Source organism: Pseudomonas sp. P1_A1 (genome assembly GCF_056406935.1).
The window spans coordinates 1-20,300 of the sequence record NZ_JBFTZE010000010.1; the positions used below are offsets into that span (position 1 = coordinate 1).

Consider the following 20,300-nt stretch of genomic DNA (forward strand, 5'->3'; position numbering starts at 1 on the left):
CAGGTTGATACCGGTGGTAAAGACCTGATGGTGCTGGACGTGCTGGCCCTGATCAAAGAGCAGGACGAAGGTTTCTCCTATCGTCGCTCTTGCCGTGAAGGTGTTTGCGGTTCCGACGGCATGAACATCAACGGCAAAAACGGTCTGGCGTGCATCACGCCGCTGTCTGCCGTCGTAAAAGGTAACAAGCTGATCGTTCGTCCTCTTCCAGGTTTGCCGGTTATCCGTGACCTGGTCGTCGATATGAGCATCTTCTACAAGCAATACGAAAAGGTTAAGCCATACCTGCAGAACGACACGCCGGCTCCGGCCATCGAACGTCTGCAGTCCCCGGAAGAGCGTGAAAAGCTCGACGGTCTGTACGAGTGCATCCTGTGCGCTTGCTGCTCGACTTCGTGCCCGTCCTTCTGGTGGAACCCGGACAAGTTCCTGGGCCCGGCTGCCCTGCTGCAAGCGTACCGCTTCCTGGCAGACAGCCGCGACACCAAGACGTCCGAGCGTCTGGCTTCGCTGGATGACCCGTTCAGCGTTTTCCGCTGCCGGGGCATCATGAACTGCGTCAACGTTTGTCCGAAAGGCCTGAACCCGACTAAGGCTATCGGTCACATCCGTAACATGCTGCTGCAAAGCGGCGTGTGATTCAGCTGCTGTACCCGTAGAACCGCTGTACCCGTAGATGCTACGGCGCAGGCTTCAACCGGCGCCGTAGTTTTAACCTGAGCAGCAGCCCATAAGGCTGCGGCTCTTATTTTGAAGAAATGAGACAAGCAGGGGCATCCGGGCTGGTACCCGGACTATCAGCGTGATCCTAAGTGGCTTGTTTTAGTCGCTGCATTCGGACTTCTGCAAGTTTGCTCGGTGTCGACGCCGGTGGTGTTCCCCTAACCGAGGGTGACCAAGCATGCAAGAAAGCGTGATGCAGCGCATGTGGAACAGCGCCTACCTTTCCGGTAGTAACGCTGCCTATGTGGAAGAGCTCTACGAGCTCTACCTGCACGACCCTAACGCTGTGCCAGAAGAGTGGCGCACCTACTTCCAGAAGTTGCCTGCTGATGGCAACACTGCCACCGATGTTTCGCACTCCACAATTCGCGATCATTTCGTCTTGCTGGCAAAGAACCAGCGCCGCGCCCAACCGGTTTCCGCCGGCAGCGTGAGCAGTGAGCACGAGAAGAAGCAAGTTGAAGTGCTGCGATTGATCCAGGCCTACCGTATGCGTGGCCACCAGGCAGCCCAGCTTGACCCGCTGGGGCTGTGGCAGCGTCCTGCACCTGCAGACCTGTCAATCAATCATTACGGCTTGACCAATGCCGATCTTGATACGACCTTCCGTGCCGGCGACCTGTTCATCGGCAAAGAGGAGGCGAGCCTACGCGAAATTCACGAAGCGTTGCAGCAGACATATTGCCGCACCATCGGCGCTGAATTTACGCACATCGTCGATTCCGAGCAGCGCCAGTGGTTCCAGCAGCGTCTGGAAAGCGTGCGCGGCCGTCCGACGTACTCCGCCGACATCAAGAGCCATTTGCTTGAGCGCGTTACCGCCGCTGAAGGCCTGGAAAAATACCTGGGCACCAAATACCCGGGCACCAAGCGTTTCGGTCTGGAAGGTGGCGAGAGCCTGATTCCGCTGCTCGACGAGCTGATCCAGCGTTCCGGTTCCTACGGCACCAAGGAAATCGTGATCGGCATGGCCCACCGTGGCCGTCTGAACGTGCTGGTCAACACCTTCGGCAAGAACCCGCGCGAGTTGTTCGACGAGTTCGAAGGCAAGAAGAAGGTCGAGCTGGGTTCCGGTGACGTTAAATATCACCAGGGCTTCTCGTCCAACGTCATGACCACCGGCGGTGAAGTTCACCTGGCCATGGCTTTCAACCCGTCTCACCTGGAAATCGTTTCTCCAGTGGTCGAGGGTTCGGTTCGCGCCCGTCAGGATCGTCGTAACGACCCTACCGGCGAGAAGGTTCTGCCGATCTCCATCCACGGTGACGCGGCATTCGCCGGTCAGGGCGTGGTCATGGAAACCTTCCAGATGTCGCAGACCCGCGGCTTCAAGACTGGCGGCACGATCCACCTGGTGATCAACAACCAGGTCGGCTTCACCATCAGCAATCCGGAAGACTCGCGTTCCACCGAGTACTGCACCGACGTCGCGAAAATGATCCAGGCGCCGATCCTCCATGTGAATGGTGATGATCCGGAAGCCGTATTGTTCGTGACCCAGCTGGCCATCGACTACCGCATGCAGTACAAGCGCGACGTAGTGATCGATCTGGTCTGCTACCGTCGTCGCGGCCACAACGAGGCCGACGAGCCAAGCGGTACCCAGCCTCTAATGTATCAGCAGATTGCCAAACAGCGCACCACCCGTGAGCTGTATGCCGATCGTCTGACCCAGAGCGGTGTACTGGACGCAGAGCGTGTTCAGGCGAAAGTCGACGAATACCGCAACGCGCTGGACAACGGTCTGCATGTTGTAAAAAGCCTGGTCAAAGAGCCGAACAAAGAGTTGTTCGTGGACTGGCGTCCGTATCTGGGCCACGCCTGGACCGCGCGTCACGACACTCGCTTCGATCTGAAAACCTTGCAGGAACTGTCCGCCAAGCTGCTGGAAATTCCGGAAGGCTTCGTGGTTCAGCGCCAGGTCTCGAAAATCTACGAAGACCGTCAGAAGATGCAAGCCGGCGGCCTGCCGATCAACTGGGGTTACGCTGAAACCATGGCGTACGCGACCCTGGCGTTCGAAGGTCACCCGATTCGCATCACTGGCCAGGACGTAGGCCGCGGTACTTTCTCGCACCGTCATGCGGCGCTGCACAACCAGAAAGATGCCAGCACCTACATTCCGCTGCAGCACCTGTACAAAGGTCAGCCGCGCTTCGATCTGTACGACTCGCTGCTGTCCGAAGAAGCGGTTCTGGCGTTCGAATACGGTTATTCGACCACCGAGCCGAACGCTCTGGTTATCTGGGAAGCCCAGTTCGGCGACTTCGCCAACGGTGCCCAGGTGGTTGTCGACCAGTTCATCACCAGTGGCGAGCACAAGTGGGGCCGTCTCTGCGGTCTGACCATGCTGCTGCCGCACGGTTATGAAGGCCAGGGTCCTGAGCACTCCTCGGCTCGCCTGGAGCGTTACCTGCAGCTGTGCGCCGAGCACAACATTCAGGTAGCCGTGCCGACTACGCCGGCCCAGATCTACCACTTGCTGCGTCGTCAGGTGATTCGCCCGCTGCGCAAACCATTGGTAGTCCTGACTCCGAAGTCGTTGCTGCGTCACAAGCTGGCCATCTCGACCCTGGAAGATCTGGCCGAAGGTTCGTTCCAGACCGTGATCCCGGAAATCGATGCGCTTGATCCGAAAAAGGTCACTCGCATGATCCTGTGCAGCGGCAAGGTCTACTATGACCTGCTGGAAAAACGCCGTGCCGAAGGTCGTGAAGACATCGCCATCGTGCGTATCGAGCAGCTGTATCCGTTCCCTGAGGACGACCTGATGGAGGCGCTCGCCCCTTACACCAACCTCGAAAACGTGGTCTGGTGCCAGGAAGAGCCGATGAACCAGGGCGCCTGGTACAGCAGCCAGCATCACATGCGTCGCAGCCTGACCAACCACAAACAAGGCCTGGTCCTGGAATACGCTGGTCGTGAGGCGTCTGCCGCACCTGCCTGCGGTTACGCTTCGATGCACGCCGAGCAGCAGGAACAACTGCTGCAAGATGCTTTCACTGTTTAACGCCTTCGCGCACCTGAAACCGAATTTAAGGACCCACAGATAATGGCTATCGAAATCAAAGCCCCCACTTTCCCGGAATCGGTTGCCGATGGCACCGTTGCCACCTGGCACAAAAAGCCGGGCGACGCCGTCAAGCGTGACGAACTGATCGTCGACATCGAAACCGACAAAGTCGTACTGGAAGTTCTGGCCACCGCTGATGGCGTGCTGGGCGCGATCGTCAAGAACGAAGGCGACACCGTTCTGTCCGACGAAGTTCTGGGCTCCATCGGTGAGGGCGGTGCTGCTGCCGCTCCAGCCGCCGCTGCTGCACCTGCCGCTGCTGCCGCTGCTCCTGCCGAAGTAGGCGAAGACGATCCTGTTGCTGCACCGGCTGCTCGCAAGCTGGCTGAAGAAAACGGCATCAACATCGCTTCCGTTGCCGGCACTGGCAAAGGCGGTCGTGTGACCAAGGAAGACGTGGTAGCAGCTGTTGCCGCCAAGAAAGCCGCTCCGGCTGCTGCACCTGCCAAGGCTGCCGCACCGGCTGCTTCGGCTCCGGTATTCGCTGCTGGCGACCGCGTAGAAAAACGCGTTCCGATGACCCGTCTGCGTGCCAAGGTTGCCGAGCGTCTGGTTGAAGCTCAATCGAACATGGCCATGCTGACCACTTTCAACGAAGTCGACATGACCGAAGTCATGGCCCTGCGTTCGAAGTACAAGGACCTGTTCGAGAAGTCCCACAACGGCGTACGCCTGGGCTTCATGTCGTTCTTCGTGAAAGCGGCTACCGAAGCGCTGAAACGCTTCCCGGCTGTCAACGCGTCGATCGACGGTGCCGACATCGTTTACCACGGCTACGCCGACGTTGGTGTGGCTGTTTCCAGCGACCGCGGTCTGGTTGTACCGGTTCTGCGTAACGCCGAACTGATGAGCCTGGCTGAAATCGAAGGCGGCATCGCTACCTTCGGCAAGAAAGCCCGTGACGGCAAACTGTCGATGGAAGAAATGACCGGCGGCACGTTCACCATCACCAACGGCGGTACTTTCGGTTCGATGATGTCGACTCCGATCGTCAACCCGCCGCAGGCTGCGATTCTGGGTATGCACAACATCATCCAGCGCCCTATGGCGATCAACGGTCAAGTCGTTATCCGTCCGATGATGTACCTGGCGCTGTCCTACGATCACCGTCTGATCGATGGCAAAGAAGCTGTGACCTTCCTGGTGACCATCAAGAACCTGCTGGAAGACCCGGCTCGTTTGCTGCTGGATATCTGATTTCGTTGCACGGGCCGTTCAATGATGGACGGCCCTTCTGTAATGACCAGCTTCGTCCCACGACGGTCCTCAAAAGGGGCCGTCCGGTTTGATTCGAGAAGGAATGACACATGACTCAGAAATTCGACGTGGTAGTGATTGGCGCGGGCCCTGGCGGCTACGTGGCTGCCATTAAAGCAGCGCAACTGGGCCTCACCACTGCCTGCATCGAGAAATACACCGACAAGGAAGGCAAACTGGCCCTCGGCGGTACTTGCCTGAACGTCGGCTGCATTCCATCCAAGGCGCTGCTGGACAGCTCCTGGAAGTTTCACGAAGCGCAAGACGGCTTCGCGATCCACGGTATCAACCACGCTGGCGTGACCATGGACGTGCCAGCAATGGTCGGCCGTAAAGCCAACATCGTCAAAGGCCTGACCTCCGGCGTTGCAACGCTGTTCAAGGCTAACGGCGTCACTTCGATCCAGGGCCACGGCAAACTGCTGGCTGGCAAGAAAGTCGAAGTCACCAAGCCTGACGGTTCGGTTGAAGTCATCGAAGCCGAAAACGTCATCCTGGCTCCGGGCTCGCGTCCGATCGATATTCCACCGGCTCCGGTCGACCAGAATGTGATCGTTGACTCTACCGGCGCTCTGGAATTCCAATCCGTACCAAAACGCCTGGGTGTAATCGGCGCTGGTGTTATCGGTCTGGAACTGGGTTCGGTATGGTCCCGTCTGGGCGCCGAAGTCACCGTTCTCGAAGCACTGGATACCTTCCTGATGGCAGCGGACACCGCTGTTTCCAAGGAAGCGCTGAAAACCCTGACCAAACAGGGTCTGGACATCAAGCTGGGCGCTCGCGTGACCGGTTCCAAAGTGAACGGCGACGAAGTCGTTGTGAACTACACCGATGCCAACGGCGAACAGAACATCACTTTCGACAAGCTGATCGTAGCCGTTGGTCGCCGTCCGGTGACCACTGATCTGCTGGCTGCCGATTGCGGCGTGACCCTCGACGAGCGCGGTTTCGTGCACGTTGACGATCACTGCGCCACCACCGTACCGGGCGTTTACGCCATCGGTGACGTGGTTCGCGGCATGATGCTGGCTCACAAAGCCTCGGAAGAGGGCATCATGGTTGTCGAGCGCATCAAGGGCCACAAAGCCCAGATGAACTATGATCTGATCCCTTCGGTTATTTATACTCACCCGGAAATCGCGTGGGTCGGTAAAACCGAGCAGGCCTTGAAAGCTGAAGGCGTAGAAGTTAACGTCGGCACCTTCCCGTTCGCAGCCTCTGGCCGTGCCATGGCCGCCAACGATACCGGTGGTTTCGTCAAGGTCATCGCTGATGCCAAGACTGACCGCGTATTGGGCGTCCACGTGATTGGCCCGAGCGCAGCAGAACTGGTTCAGCAAGGCGCGATCGGCATGGAATTCGGCACCAGCGCTGAAGACCTGGGCATGATGGTTTTCTCCCATCCGACCCTGTCTGAAGCCTTGCACGAAGCAGCGTTGGCAGTGAATGGCGGCGCCATCCACATCGCCAACCGCAAGAAACGCTAAGCGGATAATAAGAAACCACGGCGGTACGGCCCGTCGTGAGCCTTGCGAGCAAGACTCACCGCGGAATGTCCGCTGGACGCAGTCTTGCGTAGCTGCACCGGGTACCCGGAAAGGTTACGCAAGCAGCAGTCACAGGTGGTGCGGCACTTGAATGAGTGCAGCACCGAATGCGCAGTACCTAACGAAGACGGTAATAAGCATGAATCTTCACGAGTATCAGGGTAAGCAGCTGTTCGCTGAGTACGGCCTRCCAGTATCCACCGGTTACGCGGTAGACACCCCGGAAGCAGCAGCAGAAGCTTGCGACAAAATCGGCGGCAGCGAATGGGTTGTCAAAGCCCAGGTTCACGCCGGTGGTCGCGGTAAAGCGGGCGGCGTAAAGCTGGTTCGCAGCAAAGAAGACGCTAAAGCATTCGCACAGCAGTGGCTGGGCAAGCGTCTGGTGACTTACCAGACTGACGCCAATGGTCAGCCAGTCACCAAAATCCTGGTTGAATCGTGCACTGATATCGCTAAAGAGCTGTACCTGGGCGCTGTCGTTGACCGTTCGAGCCGTCGCATCGTGTTCATGGCTTCCACCGAAGGTGGCGTGGACATCGAGAAAATCGCTCACGACACTCCAGAAAAAATTCTGAAAGCCACTATCGATCCACTGGTTGGCGCTCAGCCATTCCAGGGTCGCGAGCTGGCATTCCAGCTGGGTCTGGAAGGTAAGCAAGTTGCTCAGTTCGCCAAGATCTTCGTAGGTCTGGCCAAGCTGTTCAAGGATCACGACCTGGCTCTGCTGGAAGTGAACCCGCTGGTGATCAAGGCTGACGGCGATCTGCATTGCCTCGATGCCAAGATCAACATCGACGCCAACGCCATGTACCGTCAGCCTAAGCTGAAGACTTTCCACGATCCGTCGCAAGACGATCCGCGCGAAGCGCACGCTGCCAAGTTCGAACTGAACTACGTAGCGCTGGAAGGCAACATCGGTTGCATGGTCAACGGTGCTGGCCTGGCCATGGGTACCATGGACATCGTCAACCTGCATGGCGGCAAACCAGCCAACTTCCTCGACGTGGGCGGCGGCGCTACCAAAGAACGCGTAACCGAAGCGTTCAAGATCATCCTGTCCGACACTAACGTCGCTGCAGTACTGGTCAACATCTTCGGCGGCATCGTTCGTTGCGACATGATTGCCGAAGGCATCATCGGCGCTGTGAAAGAAGTCGGCGTGAAAATCCCGGTTGTTGTTCGCCTTGAAGGCAACAACGCTGAGCTGGGCGCTAAAGTACTGGCAGAAAGCGGTTTGAACATCATCGCTGCTACCAGCCTGACCGACGCTGCTCAACAAGTTGTCAAAGCTGCGGAGGGCAAATAATGAGCGTCCTGATCAATAAAGACACCAAAGTTATCTGCCAGGGTATTACCGGTTCGCAAGGTAGTTTCCACACCCAGCAAGCCATCGAATACGGCACCAAGATGGTTGGCGGCGTAACTCCAGGCAAAGGCGGCACCGAGCACCTGGGTCTGCCAGTGTTCAACACCGTGAAAGACGCTGTAGCTGCCACTGGCGCCACCGCCAGCGTGATCTACGTTCCAGCTCCTTTCTGCAAGGACTCCATCCTGGAAGCAGCTTTCGGCGGCATCAAGCTGATCGTTTGCATCACTGAAGGCATTCCTACCCTGGACATGCTGGATGCCAAGGTCAAGTGCGACGAGCTGGGCGTAGTCCTGATCGGTCCTAACTGCCCAGGCGTGATCACTCCAGGCGAATGCAAGATCGGCATCATGCCAGGTCACATTCACTTGCCAGGCAAGGTCGGTATCGTTTCCCGTTCCGGCACCCTGACCTACGAAGCTGTGAAGCAGACTACTGACGCCGGTTTCGGTCAGTCGACTTGCGTCGGCATCGGTGGTGACCCGATCCCGGGTTCCAACTTCATCGACATCCTGAAGCTGTTCCAGGAAGACCCGAAGACCGAGGCGATCGTGATGATCGGCGAGATCGGCGGTTCGGCTGAAGAAGAAGCGGCTGCCTACATCAAGGCACACGTGACCAAGCCGGTTGTTTCCTACATCGCTGGTGTGACTGCTCCTCCGGGCAAGCGCATGGGCCATGCTGGTGCAATCATCTCTGGCGGCAAAGGCACTGCAGACGAGAAATTCGCTGCGCTGCAAGACGCAGGCGTTAAAACCGTGCGTTCGCTGGCAGACATCGGCAAGGCCCTGGCCGAGCTGACCGGTTGGGCCGTCAAGTAAGCCTCGCGCTTAACTGACGCTTCACCAAACAAAGGCCACCTTCGGGTGGCCTTTGTCGTTTGTGCGGATCAAAAGATCGCAGCCTTCGGCAGCTCCTGCATGGAATCGCATTCACTGTAGGAGCTGCCGAAGGCTGCGATCTTTTGATCTTCAAGGAAAATTAGATAGGTAAACACGACATTGAAATGTCGCGTATCGGATAGTTCGCCCTGTAATAGTGCGTTTGGCGGGCAAATTCGTTAGGCTAGCCGCCATTTTTGCGTTTGCGGCTCACAAGGCTGCGGCGCGCTAAACGGGTCAGTCCTATACGGATCGACAGCATTTCCCTCACCCATAAGGGAAATCCCTCTCTAAATTCCGATTCAGTAGTGTGGTATTTCCTTAATGAAAGTGTTGAAAGGCCAGGACATCCTGGCATTGGGCTTCATGACATTTGCCCTGTTCGTCGGGGCTGGCAACATCATCTTCCCGCCTATCGTCGGTTTGCAGTCCGGGCCTAATGTCTGGATGGCGGCGCTGGGTTTCCTGATCACCGCAGTCGGTCTGCCGGTGATCACCGTTGTTGCCCTGGCCAAGGTCGGTGGTGCAATGGATACCTTGAGCGGCCCGATCGGTAAAATCGCCGGTGGCCTGCTGGCAGCCGCGTGCTACCTCGCTGTCGGCCCGCTGTTCGCCACGCCGCGCACTGCGACCGTGTCATTCGAGGTGGGTTTGGCGCCACTGACCGGCGAAAGCCCGTTGGCGCTGTTTCTCTATAGCTCGGTGTACTTCCTGGTGGTGTTCTTCATCTCGCTCTATCCGGGCCGTCTGCTGGACACCGTAGGACGGTTCCTCGCACCGCTGAAGATCATCGCCCTGGCCGTTCTCGGCATCGCAGCGTTCGCGTTGCCGGCCGGTGACGTCGGCGTGGCGACCCCTGAATACGTGGCGGCACCGTTCTCCCAGGGCTTTATCAATGGCTACCTGACCATGGATACCCTGGGCGCGCTGGTATTCGGCATTGTCATCGTCAACGCGATCCGCTCCCGTGGCGTGGAGTCGCCGGTGTTGATCACCCGTTACGCGATCATTGCCGGGCTGATTGCCGGTGTAGGCCTGGCGCTGGTTTACGTCAGCCTGTTCCGTCTCGGTTCGGGCAGCCATGAAGTGGCCGCCGGTGCCTCCAACGGCGCGGCGGTATTGCACGCCTACGTGCAGCACACCTTCGGTTCTCTGGGCAGTGGTTTCCTCGCGGTGCTGATCTCCCTGGCCTGCCTGGTGACAGCGGTCGGTCTGACCTGCGCCTGTGCCGAATACTTCAGCCGTGTGCTGCCACTGTCCTACAAGACCCTGGTGATCATCCTGGCTGCGTTTTCCCTGCTGGTGTCCAACCTGGGCCTCACCAAGCTGATTGCGTTCTCGATCCCGGTACTGACCGCCATCTACCCTCCGTGCATCGCTCTGGTGGCCCTGAGCTTCTGCAAGGACTTCTGGCATGAGCAGGGCCGCATCGTCGGTCCGGTGATGCTGGTGTCGTTCATTTTCGGCATGATCGACGCCCTCAAGGGCGCCGGTCTCGCCGACTGGATGCCGGCTCAACTGGCTCACCTGCCGCTGAGCGAGCAGGGCCTGGCGTGGCTGGTGCCGTCGGTCATGACCCTGGTGGTTGCCGTGGCTTGCGACCGCCTGCTGGGCAAGCGCGAAGAAGCGCTGGCTTAAGCCGCTTCATGACCCGCCACAAGCGGGCTTGAGCTACAAATGGAAATGCCCCGTATCAATCGATACGGGGCATTTTTTATGCGCGTGATGCAGTGTCTTTTTCCTTGGGTTAACGTCGAAGCACTATCCGCAGGTTTCATCATCGTCTACACATCACAAGGAACTGCATGTCGTTCATCCACGCCAATCTGATCCACATCCTCGCCGCGCTCTGGTTTGTCGTCTGCTGGGGTGGCTACACCCGTTACGCGACATGGAAGGGCCGTGACACCGCATGCCTGGCCAGTGTGCTGCACCTGTACCGCGAAGACTGGATGCGCCGCATGCTGTTGCGCGACAACCGCATCGCCGATGCCAGCGTGATCGGTAACCTGGAGCGCAACGCCTCGTTCTTTGCTTCCAGCACATTGATTATCCTGGCCGGTATTCTCACGGTGTTGGGTGCATCCGAAAGAGCCGTGTCGTTGCTTGCGGATATCCCGATGGTGCAACAGGCTTCCCAAGGCATGTCGGAGATCAAGTTGTTGTGCCTGGCGCTGGTGTTTGTCTATGCGTTCTTTACGTTCAGCTGGTGCATGCGTCAGTACAACTTTGCGGCCATTCTCGTGGGTTCGGCACCGATGATCGGTGAGCGGCATGTGTCCGAGCAAGAGCGTAACGCCTTTGCTTCCCGAGCCGCCCGTGTCATCTCCATGGCGGCCAACCAGTTCAACTTCGGTCTGCGTTCCTATTACTTCGGCATGAGCATGCTGGCGTGGTTTGTCAGCCCCTGGTTGTTCATGTTGATGAGCGCCGGTGTCGTGTTGGTATTGTATCGCCGCGAGTTTCACTCCGATGTTCTTGACGTGATGGTCTATACACCTACAGAGGCGCCATTGCCTGAGCTGAACAAAGAGGCGGCTTGATGAGTATTCCATTCTGGTGTGTGTTTATCAGTGCTTTGTTGATTTTCCTGGCAAAGATCCCGGTGGCCAAAGCCATGAACGAGCAGGGCGGTTACAACAATCACCTGCCGCGTCAACAACAGGCGCAACTTACCGGTTTCGGCGCTCGGGCATTGGCGGCCCACCAGAACAGCTTCGAGGCGTTCATTTTGTTTGCGGTAGGGGTGTTGATGGCGCACACCACGCAAACGGCGGGATGGCTGATCGATACACTGGCGATCATCTTCGTGATCGCGCGCGTTATCTACTTACTGTGTTATTGGGCTGATCTGGCCTGGCAGCGCAGCCTGGTGTGGTTCGTCGGATTAGTGTGTTCGTTGTTGCTGATGATTAGTCCGACTTTTAGGACAATTTTGCTCTAAGACTGCGTTGCGAACAAAAGCTGCAGATAAAAGAAAACCCGCACTTGGCGGGTTTTCTTTTATCACAAAAAAACGCTTTTAGTTTTTAGGTGCTTCCGGCGCGGCTTCTTTTGCCGCTGCTGCGTTCGATTCGGCCTGAGCTTTGGCAGCATCGGCGTTTTCTTTCGCTGCCTCGTTCACTTTATCCTGAGCTTCGCTCATTTTTTCCTGAGCTTGCTCACTATGTTTGGCGGCATCTTGAGCTTTGTCCTCGGATTTTTTATCGCAGGCAGCGAGACCGAGGGAAGCGGTCAACATCAAGGCAATAGCTAAAGTCTTACGCATGGGGTGTTTCTCCTGATGGAAAATATCTACTGGCCTTTCGAGCACAGCGATCAGGGTTAAGTTCCTCAAATCACTCAGATATATAAGTTTGTTTTGCCACGGAACTTTTGCCCTTTAGCCTGCTACTTTGCCCGGACACTAAGGAGCGCTTTATCAAATGGCCGAAAACCCCGTTTTTGAGCGTGCGACGCGATTCCTGTCGGCGTTGCGCCATTGTCAGGTACTCGGCATGCGCGTTCACAGCGCCAGCGGCGAAGGGCTGACGGTAATTCTCCCGTACAGCCGGCAGATCGTCGGCAACCCGCAAACCGGGGTGATTCATGGCGGTGCGCTGACCTCGTTGATGGACACCGCCTGCGGCATGGCCACCCTCTGTGTGCTGCCCGAGTTCGAGGTCTGCCCGACGCTCGACTTGCGCATCGATTACATGCACGCCGCCGAGCCGCACAAGGACGTGTTCGGCTTCGCCCAATGCTACCGAGTGACCACTGACGTGATCTTCGCACGCGGTTTTGCCTATCAGGACGACCCCGAACAGCCCATCGCCCACGTGGTGGGCACCTTCATGCGCATGGGCAAGGGCGTCAAAGGTACTAAAAGCTTTGGCGGTGTCATTGCCGGAGGTACGAAATGACCGACACGTTTAAGGAACAGCTTCAACAGGCTCATGCGCAGAGGGACTACGCCGCGCTGCTGCAGCTGATTCCTTACGCCGAGCTGATCGGCGTCGAATGTTCGCGGGTAGGAGATGAGCTGCTGTTTCGTCTGCCGGCCAACAAAGACAACATTGGTAACCCTTTACTGCCGGCGATTCATGGCGGGGTGATTGCCGGGTTCATGGAGCTCTCGGCAGCGCTGCACCTGTTGATTTTCACCGGCTCGCCCGGCGTACCGAAGATTATCGACTTCTCCCTCGACTACCTGCGCGTGGGGCAGTTTCGCGATACCTGGGCTCGTTGCCAGGTTTGCCGGCAGGGGCGGCGGGTGGCAAACGTGGCGATTACCGCCTGGCAAAGCACTGAAGCCGAGCCCATTGCCATGGCCCGGGCGCACTTCAAAATCGAAGAGCCCTTGAAATCCTGATCTCAGCCCCCAACTCTGAGGACAACCCGCCGCCGACCCTCAAGGTCGCGGCCACTGCCATCTGATTGGAGTTTGATGACCATGAGTGTGGAAACTCAAAAGGAAACCCTGGGCTTCCAGACCGAGGTGAAGCAGCTGCTGCACCTCATGATCCATTCGCTGTATTCCAACAAGGAAATCTTCCTTCGCGAATTGATCTCGAACGCCTCTGACGCTGTCGATAAATTACGTTTTGAAGCGCTGGCCAAGCCTGAATTGCTGGAAGGCGGCGCTGAACTGAAAATCCGTGTGAGCTTCGACAAGGACGCTAAAACCGTCACCCTCGAAGACAACGGCATCGGCATGAGCCGTGAAGATGCGGTCACTCACCTGGGCACCATCGCCAAGTCCGGTACCGCCGATTTCATGAAGCACCTGTCTGGCGATCAGAAAAAAGACTCGCACCTGATCGGTCAGTTCGGTGTCGGTTTCTACTCGGCGTTCATCGTCGCCGATAAAGTTGACGTATTCAGCCGCCGTGCCGGCCTCGCTGCCAGCGAAGGTGTGCACTGGTCGTCCAAGGGCGAAGGCGAATTTGAAATCGCCACCGTCGAGAAAGCTGATCGCGGCACCCGTATCGTCCTGCACCTGAAGTCCGGTGAAGACGAATTCGCCGATGGCTGGCGTCTGCGCAACATCATCAAGAAGTATTCCGACCACATCGCTTTGCCGATCGAGTTGCCGAAAGAAGTGGCAGCCGCCGAGGGTGAAGAAAAGCCTGCCGTTGAATGGGAAACCGTCAACCGCGCCAGCGCCCTGTGGACTCGCCCTCGCACTGAAGTGAAGGACGAGGAATACCAGGAGTTCTACAAGCACGTCGCTCACGATTTCGAGAATCCGCTGAGCTGGAGCCACAACAAGGTCGAAGGCAAGCTCGAGTACACCTCGCTGCTTTATGTGCCGGCCCGTGCTCCGTTCGATCTGTACCAGCGTGAAGCGCCGAAAGGCCTGAAGCTGTACGTGCAGCGCGTGTTCGTCATGGATCAGGCCGAGTCGTTCCTGCCGCTGTATCTGCGCTTCATCAAAGGCGTGGTCGATTCCAACGACCTGTCGCTGAACGTGTCGCGGGAAATCCTGCAGAAAGACCCGATCATCGACTCCATGAAGTCGGCGCTGACCAAGCGCGTTCTGGACATGCTGGAAAAACTGGCGAAGAACGAGCCTGAGCAATACAAGGGCTTCTGGAAGAACTTCGGTCAGGTCATGAAAGAAGGCCCGGCAGAAGACTTCGCCAACAAAGAAAAAATTGCCGGTCTGCTGCGTTTCGCCTCCACTCAGGGCGACGACGGTGAGCAGGTTGTAGGTCTGGCCGACTACCTGACCCGTGCCAAGGAAGGTCAGGACAAGATCTACTACCTGACCGGCGAAACCTACGCGCAAGTCAAAAACAGCCCGCACCTGGAAGTCTTCCGCAAGAAAGGCATCGAAGTGCTGCTGCTGACCGACCGTATCGACGAGTGGCTGATGAGCTACCTCAATGACTTCGACGGCAAGAGCTTTGTCGACGTGGCACGCGGTGACCTGGACCTCGGCAACCTGGATTCGGAAGAAGACAAGAAAGCCGCGGAAGAAGTCGCCAAGTCCAAAGAAGGCCTGGTTGAGCGTCTGAAGACCGCTTTGGGTGAGTCCGTTGCTGAAGTGCGGGTTTCCCACCGCTTGACCGATTCCCCGGCGATTCTGGCCATCGGCGAGCAAGACCTGGGCCTGCAAATGCGTCAGATCCTGGAAGCCAGCGGTCAGAAGGTTCCGGATTCGAAGCCAATCTTCGAATTCAACCCGGCTCACCCGCTGATCGAGAAGCTCGACAACGAGCAGAGCGACGAGCGCTTCGGCGACTTGTCGCACATTCTGTTCGATCAGGCGGCCCTGGCGGCCGGCGACAGCTTGAAAGACCCGGCCGCTTATGTGCGCCGTCTGAACAAGCTGTTGGTTGAACTGTCGGTTTAACCACGTTGTATAAAAACCCGCTTCGGCGGGTTTTTTCATTCTGGTGCTTTTTTACTGGGAGTCAGTCATGAGCCAAATCACTGTTCGATCCGTCGCCTATCAGATCGACGGCCAATCGTATGAAAGCCGTCTGGCCTTCGATGCCGACCATAAAGGCCCGCGTCCGGGTCTGTTGATGGCGCCGAACTGGATGGGCGTCAGCGTCGGTGCCGAGGAGATTGCCAAATCGGTGGCATCCAAGGGTTATGTGGTGCTGATCGCGGATCTGTACGGGCAATCGGTTCGTCCGCAGAACGGCGACGAGGCAGGCGCGGCGATGATGCCGCTGAAGAATGATCGCGCCGTACTGCGCAAACGCATGCAGGCCGCCTTCGAACAACTGCAAGGGCAGGGCGAGGCGGCGGTCGATACCTCGAAACTGGCGACTTTTGGTTTCTGCTTCGGTGGTTGCTGCGCGCTGGAGCTGGCGCGTAGCGGTGCGCCGGTGAAGGCTGCGGTGTCGTTCCACGGCACGCTGGATACGCCGAATGTGAACGATGCGAAAAGCATCAAGGGTTCGGTGCTGGTGCTGCATGGCGCTGCCGATCCGTTGGTGCCGAAAGAGCAACTGCCAGCGTTTGAAGCTGAGATGGATGCCGCCGGTGTGGATTGGCAATTGCTGAGCTATGGCGGCGCGGTGCATTCGTTCACCGACCCGCATGCCAACGTGCCGGGCATGATGATGTATGACGCGAAAACCGCGGCTCGCGCGTTCACGTCGATGCATAACTTGCTGGATGAAGTGTTCAAGGGCTGATAGCTGCCCTCGGTCCGGACACTGATCGTTCCCACGTTCTGCGTGGGAATGCCTCCAGGGAAGCTCGCGGTGTGGAAACGATCAGACGATCAGTTACAGGGGCGTTGGCGGGCTTCGGTGTTTCGGCAACTCAATCCGCTCACTTTCCCCCGGCACCGTCGGCCAATCCCCGGCCGCCCAGCGCCGACGTGCTTCATCAATCAATGCCGGATCACTGGCCACGAAGTTCCAGTTGATCCGTCGTGGCCCGTCCAGTGGTGCTCCGCCAAACAGCACGGCATGGCAGTCACTCTCGGCGGACAGCGTCATCTCTTCCCCGGCCGGCAGCACCACTAGCGTGTAGGGCTCCAGCAGCTCGCCGTCAAGCTGCGCCTCGCCGCTCAACACATACAGCGCCCGTTCTTCATGCTCGGTGGGAATCAGCAGCGTCGTCGCCGTTTGCAGGTTCAATTCGGCATATAGCGTAGGAGAAAGCACCGGGACCGGTGATTCAAGGCAAAAGCCCGTCCCGGCGATCATTCGTATCTTCACGCCAAGGTTTTCGCTGACGGGCAGCGTGGCTGCTGGATGGTGGCTGTAGTGTCCTGGACCGTGCTCACGGTCCTTGGGCGAAGCCAGCCAGATCTGTAAGCCGTGCATCGTACCGCCACTGTTCTTCAAGGCTTCGGGCGTGCGTTCGACGTGGGCAATCGCACTGCCGGCGGTCATCCAGCTGACATCGCCGGCATTCACCACCTGATCGGAACCGAGGCTGTCCTTGTGCTGGATTTGCCCTTCGAACAGGTAGGTGAGGGTGGACAGGCCGATGTGCGGATGCTGACGGATGTTCATGCCTTTGCCTGGTGGATAACGGGTTTCGAGCATGTGGTCGAAAAACACGAAAGGCCCGACATTGCGGCATTTGGCTGACGGCAAAGGGCGAAGGATCGGCTGGCCTTCGACATCTTCGGCGCGGGGGCGGATCACGAGCGGAGTGTTCATGGTGCATTCCAGGCTGAGCGGGTGACGCAGGGAGCATAACCCGCTTGCGCAGCCGTTGCCGCTATTGGCTGAAGGCGCCTTCGGACAGATGAGTCTCGATGCTGACTTCAGAGGTGGTCATCAGCTTGTGTACCGGGCAGCGGTCGGCCACGCGGTGCAGCTCGTCGCGCTGGGCGTCGGTGAGCACGCCCTTGAGCGTGAGTTTGACGTGCAGGACATATTTGCCTTTCTGTTCTTCACTGTTGTCGCGCTTGACCTCGACCCCGACGCCGGTCAGTGGGATGCCCTTCTTCTTCGCATACAGTTTCAGGGTCAGGGCCTTGCAGGTGCCGAGGGCCGCGTCGAAATAGTCATGGGGCTCTGGCGCGGTGCCTTCGCCGCCGGACGACTTGGGAACATCGGCAAACAGTTCATGGTCATCGATCTGGACGCTGTGACGAAAACCTTCGGCGGAGACAGTATTGACGGTAACAGTCATGGGAAACCTCGCAGGGATCAGGAAAAGTCATTCGATCAAAAAAGACCCTGAATTTATAGAGTATTCCTCAAGTCGGGCGTTCCACTTTTTGATCCCTTTGGCGTTTCATGGTGTTCCAGAGTGATCGTCTACTGGCCCAGCAACGTTTTACTGTGCGCTGATCGCTCCAGCCCAACGAAACACCAGACGAAAAAAAGCCCCGCGTTTGCGGGGCTTTCATGTCGATCCGGATCAGCTGCCTTTGACCGTCTTGCCGTTGACCGTACCGTCGAGGAGCATGATGTTGTACTCCTTGCCGTCGGTTTCGACCTGTTGCAGACGGACCAGCAGGTAATCCCAATCCTTGGCGAACCACAGCACGGTGATGCGCTTGCTTTGTGTCGGATCGCGCACGCGCTCGACCTTGATCGCATCGATCTGGCCTGCCTTGGTGTCGACTTTCTCCGAACCCAGCACGCGGAAGTCATAGGTATCGACTTCGCCGGCATCGACGACCTGATAGCTCATGCTTTTCTTGCCGGAGGCCACGTCATGCTGCAGCGCCAGTTGATAGGTGGACTTGTCGACCATGCCGCGGTTGAGCGGGAGCTTGACGGCGTCACCGCGATCGGTGCCGGTGACCATCTTGTTGGTCCAGTCGAAGTCCAGATCAGCCTTCTTGGCTTTGCCCAGGCCACCGCGTTCGAAGTGGTAGGACTGAGGCAGCAGCGTGTCCTTGTCCAGGGTCAGCGTGCTTTCTTCGGTCAGGCTGGCGATCATCATCGACGCCTTGAAGCTGAGTTTCCAGACGCCGTTGGCTTCCTTGGTCAGGCTGCGTTCGGCGGTGCCGCTCATGGGCAGTTGCTTCCAGTCGGCGGTGTAGCTGGCGGAGAAGGGGTGAAGGTCCGCGGCCTGCGCAAACGGCAGGGCGAGCAGAGCGCAAGCGAAGAGCAGGGCACGACGCATAAAATCTCCTAGGTTCGAATCAAGTGGCCGCTGGCCGCGAGTAACTGTCCGTCCAGTAAAGCACCTTGTTCGCCGAGTGATAAACGGCCTTCGGCAAACCAGCGTACGGCCATCGGGTAGATCAGGTGTTCCTGGGTATGGACTCGCTGCGCCAGACTCTGCGGCGAATCGTGCAACTCTACCGGTATTACTGCCTGTACGACCAGTGGTCCGCCATCGAGTTCCTCGGTGACGAAGTGCACGGAGCAGCCGTGTTCCGTATCGCCGGCCTCCAGCGCGCGCTGATGAGTGTGTAACCCTTTGTATTTGGGCAGCAGCGAGGGATGGATATTGAGCAGGCGACCCTGGTAATGGCGCACGAAGTCAGCGCTGAGAATGCGCATGAAGCCGGCCAATACCACGAGTTTGGGGTTGAAGGCGTCGATCAGTTCGATCAGCGCGGCATCGAAGGCCTCGCGGCCCTCGAAAGCCTTGTGATCCAGGGTGCGGGTGTCGATACCCGCGTCCCTGGCGCGTTGCAGGCCGTAGGCGTCGGCGCGGTTGGAAATCACCGCAGCAATGCGGGCCGGGCTGTCGCCGGTCCGCGTGCTGTCGATCAAGGCCTGCAAGTTACTGCCGGTGCCGGACAGCAGCACCACAACATCACAGGTCTGGGACATTAATGAGCCTTGAGGTTCTTCAGTTCGACCTGAGCTGCGCCTTCGGCAGCGGTGGCGATCTGACCGATGACCCATGGCTGCTCGCCAGCTTCACGCAGGACGTTCAGCGCGGTTTCAACGTGCTCCTGGGCAACGCAGATGACCATGCCGACGCCGCAGTTCAGCACGCGGTGCATTTCGGTTTCGTCGACGTTGCCTTTCTCTTGCAGCCAGTCGAACACCGCAGGGCGAGTCCAGCTCGCGACGTCAACTACCGCTTGAGCGCCTTTTGGCAGTACGCGCGGGATGTTGTCCAGCAGGCCGCCGCCGGTGATGTGGGCCATGGCCTTGACGGCGCCGGTGTCCTTGATCAGCTTGAGCAACGGCTTCACGTAGATACGGGTCGGAGCCATCAGCAGGTCGGTCAGCGGTTTTCCGTCGAGCTGGATGTTCTCGATGTCGGAACCCGACACTTCGATGATCTTGCGGATCAGCGAGTAGCCGTTGGAGTGCGGGCCGGAAGACGGCAGGGCGAGCAGGGCATCGCCGGCAGCGACTTTCGAACCGTCGATGATTTCGGATTTTTCCACGACGCCGACGCAGAAGCCGGCCAGGTCGTAGTCTTCACCTTCATACATGCCAGGCATTTCAGCGGTTTCGCCGCCGACCAGGGAGCAGCCGGACAGTTCACAGCCGGCGCCGATGCCGGTCACAACCTGAGCGGCGGTGTCGACGTTCAGTTTGCCGGTGGCGTAGTAGTCGAGGAAGAACAGCGGCTCAGCGCCGCAGACCACCAGGTCGTTCACGCACATGGCCACCAGGTCGATGCCGATGCTGTCGTGCTTGTTCAGGTTCAGCGCCAGGCGCAGCTTGGTGCCGACGCCGTCAGTGCCCGATACCAGCACCGGTTGTTTGTAACCGGCCGGGATTTCGCAGAGGGCGCCGAAACCGCCCAGGCCGCCCATGACTTCCGGGCGCGCAGTGCGCTTGGCGACGCTCTTGATGCGTTCGACCAATGCTTCACCGGCGTCGATGTCTACACCGGCGTCCTTGTAGCTCAGGGAGGGTTGCTTGCTCATGATCCAGGCCTTTAGGGGGGATTCAGGGGTAACGACCGAGCTCAGCGGGTCTGTCGAAATTGATGAGGCAATAGCCTCACGCGCTATTTCGACACTACCCGGCTGTAGCCGGTCTGCGAAGGCGCGCGATTTTATCAGGCTTGAGGGGCAGCGGCCATCCTCGTGCCGACGGGCAGGGGCATATCGCGTTAAAAAAACT

The 20,300-nt window shown here is 58.3% G+C and carries 19 protein-coding genes; 13 read left to right on the top strand and 6 right to left on the bottom strand.

Annotated features, from left to right (window positions below):
• The 9 genes from AC1D2Q_RS16165 to AC1D2Q_RS16205 form a co-directional block, all read left to right on the top strand.
• The coding region (locus AC1D2Q_RS16165; RefSeq protein WP_477813835.1) for a succinate dehydrogenase iron-sulfur subunit at positions 1-639 on the top strand (639 nt) is incomplete at its 5' end.
• Positions 640-901: 262 nt separating this feature from the next.
• Positions 902-3,733 carry a 2-oxoglutarate dehydrogenase E1 component gene (locus AC1D2Q_RS16170; RefSeq protein WP_477813836.1) on the top strand — a complete coding sequence of 944 codons (2,832 nt, stop codon included), beginning with the start codon at positions 902-904 and terminating at the stop codon, positions 3,731-3,733.
• Positions 3,734-3,775: 42 nt separating this feature from the next.
• Positions 3,776-4,993 carry a 2-oxoglutarate dehydrogenase complex dihydrolipoyllysine-residue succinyltransferase gene (gene odhB / locus AC1D2Q_RS16175; RefSeq protein WP_477813837.1) on the top strand — a complete coding sequence of 406 codons (1,218 nt, stop codon included), beginning with the start codon at positions 3,776-3,778 and terminating at the stop codon, positions 4,991-4,993.
• A gap of 110 nt (positions 4,994-5,103) precedes the next feature.
• A complete protein-coding gene (gene lpdA, locus AC1D2Q_RS16180) occupies positions 5,104-6,540 on the top strand; it encodes a dihydrolipoyl dehydrogenase (protein WP_018925110.1) in 1,437 nt (478 codons plus the stop codon).
• Positions 6,541-6,739: 199 nt separating this feature from the next.
• The gene (gene sucC / locus AC1D2Q_RS16185) at positions 6,740-7,906 is read left to right on the top strand and encodes an ADP-forming succinate--CoA ligase subunit beta (protein ID WP_007919879.1); all 1,167 of its coding nucleotides are present in this window, start codon (positions 6,740-6,742) and stop codon (positions 7,904-7,906) included.
• Positions 7,906-8,787 carry a succinate--CoA ligase subunit alpha gene (sucD, locus tag AC1D2Q_RS16190; RefSeq protein WP_007919877.1) on the top strand — a complete coding sequence of 294 codons (882 nt, stop codon included), beginning with the start codon at positions 7,906-7,908 and terminating at the stop codon, positions 8,785-8,787. Before sucC ends, sucD begins: the two co-directional genes overlap by 1 nt.
• Before the next feature lie 384 nt (positions 8,788-9,171).
• Entirely contained in the window at positions 9,172-10,485 is a 1,314-nt protein-coding gene (brnQ, locus tag AC1D2Q_RS16195) for a branched-chain amino acid transport system II carrier protein (RefSeq protein ID WP_477813838.1), read from the top strand.
• A 167-nt stretch (positions 10,486-10,652) separates the two neighbouring features.
• The gene (locus AC1D2Q_RS16200; protein WP_018925112.1) at positions 10,653-11,390 is read left to right on the top strand and encodes a DUF599 domain-containing protein; all 738 of its coding nucleotides are present in this window, start codon (positions 10,653-10,655) and stop codon (positions 11,388-11,390) included.
• Positions 11,390-11,791 (top strand): MAPEG family protein, encoded by a 402-nt coding sequence (locus tag AC1D2Q_RS16205; protein WP_477813839.1) that lies wholly within the window; start codon positions 11,390-11,392, stop codon positions 11,789-11,791. Before AC1D2Q_RS16200 ends, AC1D2Q_RS16205 begins: the two co-directional genes overlap by 1 nt.
• A 78-nt stretch (positions 11,792-11,869) precedes the next feature.
• On the opposite strand, the gene AC1D2Q_RS16210 is transcribed toward AC1D2Q_RS16205, so the two are convergent.
• The gene (locus tag AC1D2Q_RS16210; RefSeq protein ID WP_138866808.1) at positions 11,870-12,115 is read right to left on the bottom strand and encodes a hypothetical protein; all 246 of its coding nucleotides are present in this window, start codon (positions 12,113-12,115) and stop codon (positions 11,870-11,872) included.
• Positions 12,116-12,272: 157 nt separating this feature from the next.
• On the opposite strand from AC1D2Q_RS16210, the gene AC1D2Q_RS16215 reads away from it, so the two are divergent.
• The 4 genes from AC1D2Q_RS16215 (at position 12,273) to AC1D2Q_RS16230 (ending at position 15,980) form a co-directional block, all read left to right on the top strand.
• The gene (locus AC1D2Q_RS16215; protein WP_477813840.1) at positions 12,273-12,749 is read left to right on the top strand and encodes a PaaI family thioesterase; all 477 of its coding nucleotides are present in this window, start codon (positions 12,273-12,275) and stop codon (positions 12,747-12,749) included.
• Positions 12,746-13,198: a PaaI family thioesterase gene (locus tag AC1D2Q_RS16220; RefSeq protein ID WP_477813841.1), complete on the top strand. Its 453-nt coding sequence runs from the start codon at positions 12,746-12,748 to the stop codon at positions 13,196-13,198. Before AC1D2Q_RS16215 ends, AC1D2Q_RS16220 begins: the two co-directional genes overlap by 4 nt.
• A gap of 81 nt (positions 13,199-13,279) precedes the next feature.
• Positions 13,280-15,184, top strand: coding sequence for a molecular chaperone HtpG (gene htpG, locus AC1D2Q_RS16225; RefSeq protein WP_477813842.1), 1,905 nt, complete (start codon positions 13,280-13,282; stop codon positions 15,182-15,184).
• Between the two features lie 67 nt (positions 15,185-15,251).
• Entirely contained in the window at positions 15,252-15,980 is a 729-nt protein-coding gene (locus AC1D2Q_RS16230) for a dienelactone hydrolase family protein (RefSeq protein WP_477813843.1), read from the top strand.
• Between the two features lie 93 nt (positions 15,981-16,073).
• On the opposite strand, the gene AC1D2Q_RS16235 is transcribed toward AC1D2Q_RS16230, so the two are convergent.
• The 5 genes from AC1D2Q_RS16235 to purM all read right to left on the bottom strand — a co-directional run bounded on the left by AC1D2Q_RS16235 (position 16,074) and on the right by purM (position 20,101).
• Complete coding sequence (locus tag AC1D2Q_RS16235; protein ID WP_477813844.1) at positions 16,074-16,961, bottom strand: pirin family protein; 888 nt, start codon at positions 16,959-16,961, stop codon at positions 16,074-16,076.
• Positions 16,962-17,022: 61 nt separating this feature from the next.
• Entirely contained in the window at positions 17,023-17,439 is a 417-nt protein-coding gene (locus AC1D2Q_RS16240; RefSeq protein WP_477813845.1) for an OsmC family protein, read from the bottom strand.
• 231 nt (positions 17,440-17,670) lie between these two features.
• Entirely contained in the window at positions 17,671-18,384 is a 714-nt protein-coding gene (locus AC1D2Q_RS16245) for a DUF3108 domain-containing protein (RefSeq protein ID WP_477813846.1), read from the bottom strand.
• A gap of 8 nt (positions 18,385-18,392) precedes the next feature.
• Positions 18,393-19,043, bottom strand: a complete 651-nt coding sequence (gene purN / locus AC1D2Q_RS16250) for a phosphoribosylglycinamide formyltransferase (protein ID WP_018925121.1) — start codon at positions 19,041-19,043, stop codon at positions 18,393-18,395.
• Positions 19,043-20,101: a phosphoribosylformylglycinamidine cyclo-ligase gene (purM, locus tag AC1D2Q_RS16255; protein WP_007936066.1), complete on the bottom strand. Its 1,059-nt coding sequence runs from the start codon at positions 20,099-20,101 to the stop codon at positions 19,043-19,045. Before purM ends, purN begins: the two co-directional genes overlap by 1 nt.
• Positions 20,102-20,300 lie beyond the last annotated feature (199 nt).

Excerpts from the sequence above, each read along its gene's own strand:
- AC1D2Q_RS16170 (WP_477813836.1), top strand. The coding sequence starts at position 902 with ATGCAAGAAAGCGTGATGCAGCGCATGTGGAACAGCGCCTACCTTTCC.
- purM (WP_007936066.1), bottom strand. The coding sequence starts at position 20,101 with ATGAGCAAGCAACCCTCCCTGAGCTACAAGGACGCCGGTGTAGACATC.
- lpdA (WP_018925110.1), top strand. The coding sequence starts at position 5,104 with ATGACTCAGAAATTCGACGTGGTAGTGATTGGCGCGGGCCCTGGCGGC.
- AC1D2Q_RS16215 (WP_477813840.1), top strand. The coding sequence starts at position 12,273 with ATGGCCGAAAACCCCGTTTTTGAGCGTGCGACGCGATTCCTGTCGGCG.
- sucD (WP_007919877.1), top strand. The coding sequence starts at position 7,906 with ATGAGCGTCCTGATCAATAAAGACACCAAAGTTATCTGCCAGGGTATT.
- htpG (WP_477813842.1), top strand. The coding sequence starts at position 13,280 with ATGAGTGTGGAAACTCAAAAGGAAACCCTGGGCTTCCAGACCGAGGTG.
- AC1D2Q_RS16245 (WP_477813846.1), bottom strand. The coding sequence starts at position 18,384 with ATGCGTCGTGCCCTGCTCTTCGCTTGCGCTCTGCTCGCCCTGCCGTTT.
- brnQ (WP_477813838.1), top strand. The coding sequence starts at position 9,172 with ATGAAAGTGTTGAAAGGCCAGGACATCCTGGCATTGGGCTTCATGACA.
- AC1D2Q_RS16200 (WP_018925112.1), top strand. The coding sequence starts at position 10,653 with ATGTCGTTCATCCACGCCAATCTGATCCACATCCTCGCCGCGCTCTGG.
- AC1D2Q_RS16210 (WP_138866808.1), bottom strand. The coding sequence starts at position 12,115 with ATGCGTAAGACTTTAGCTATTGCCTTGATGTTGACCGCTTCCCTCGGT.
- AC1D2Q_RS16230 (WP_477813843.1), top strand. The coding sequence starts at position 15,252 with ATGAGCCAAATCACTGTTCGATCCGTCGCCTATCAGATCGACGGCCAA.
- AC1D2Q_RS16205 (WP_477813839.1), top strand. The coding sequence starts at position 11,390 with ATGAGTATTCCATTCTGGTGTGTGTTTATCAGTGCTTTGTTGATTTTC.
- odhB (WP_477813837.1), top strand. The coding sequence starts at position 3,776 with ATGGCTATCGAAATCAAAGCCCCCACTTTCCCGGAATCGGTTGCCGAT.
- AC1D2Q_RS16235 (WP_477813844.1), bottom strand. The coding sequence starts at position 16,961 with ATGAACACTCCGCTCGTGATCCGCCCCCGCGCCGAAGATGTCGAAGGC.
- purN (WP_018925121.1), bottom strand. The coding sequence starts at position 19,043 with ATGTCCCAGACCTGTGATGTTGTGGTGCTGCTGTCCGGCACCGGCAGT.
- AC1D2Q_RS16220 (WP_477813841.1), top strand. The coding sequence starts at position 12,746 with ATGACCGACACGTTTAAGGAACAGCTTCAACAGGCTCATGCGCAGAGG.
- AC1D2Q_RS16240 (WP_477813845.1), bottom strand. The coding sequence starts at position 17,439 with ATGACTGTTACCGTCAATACTGTCTCCGCCGAAGGTTTTCGTCACAGC.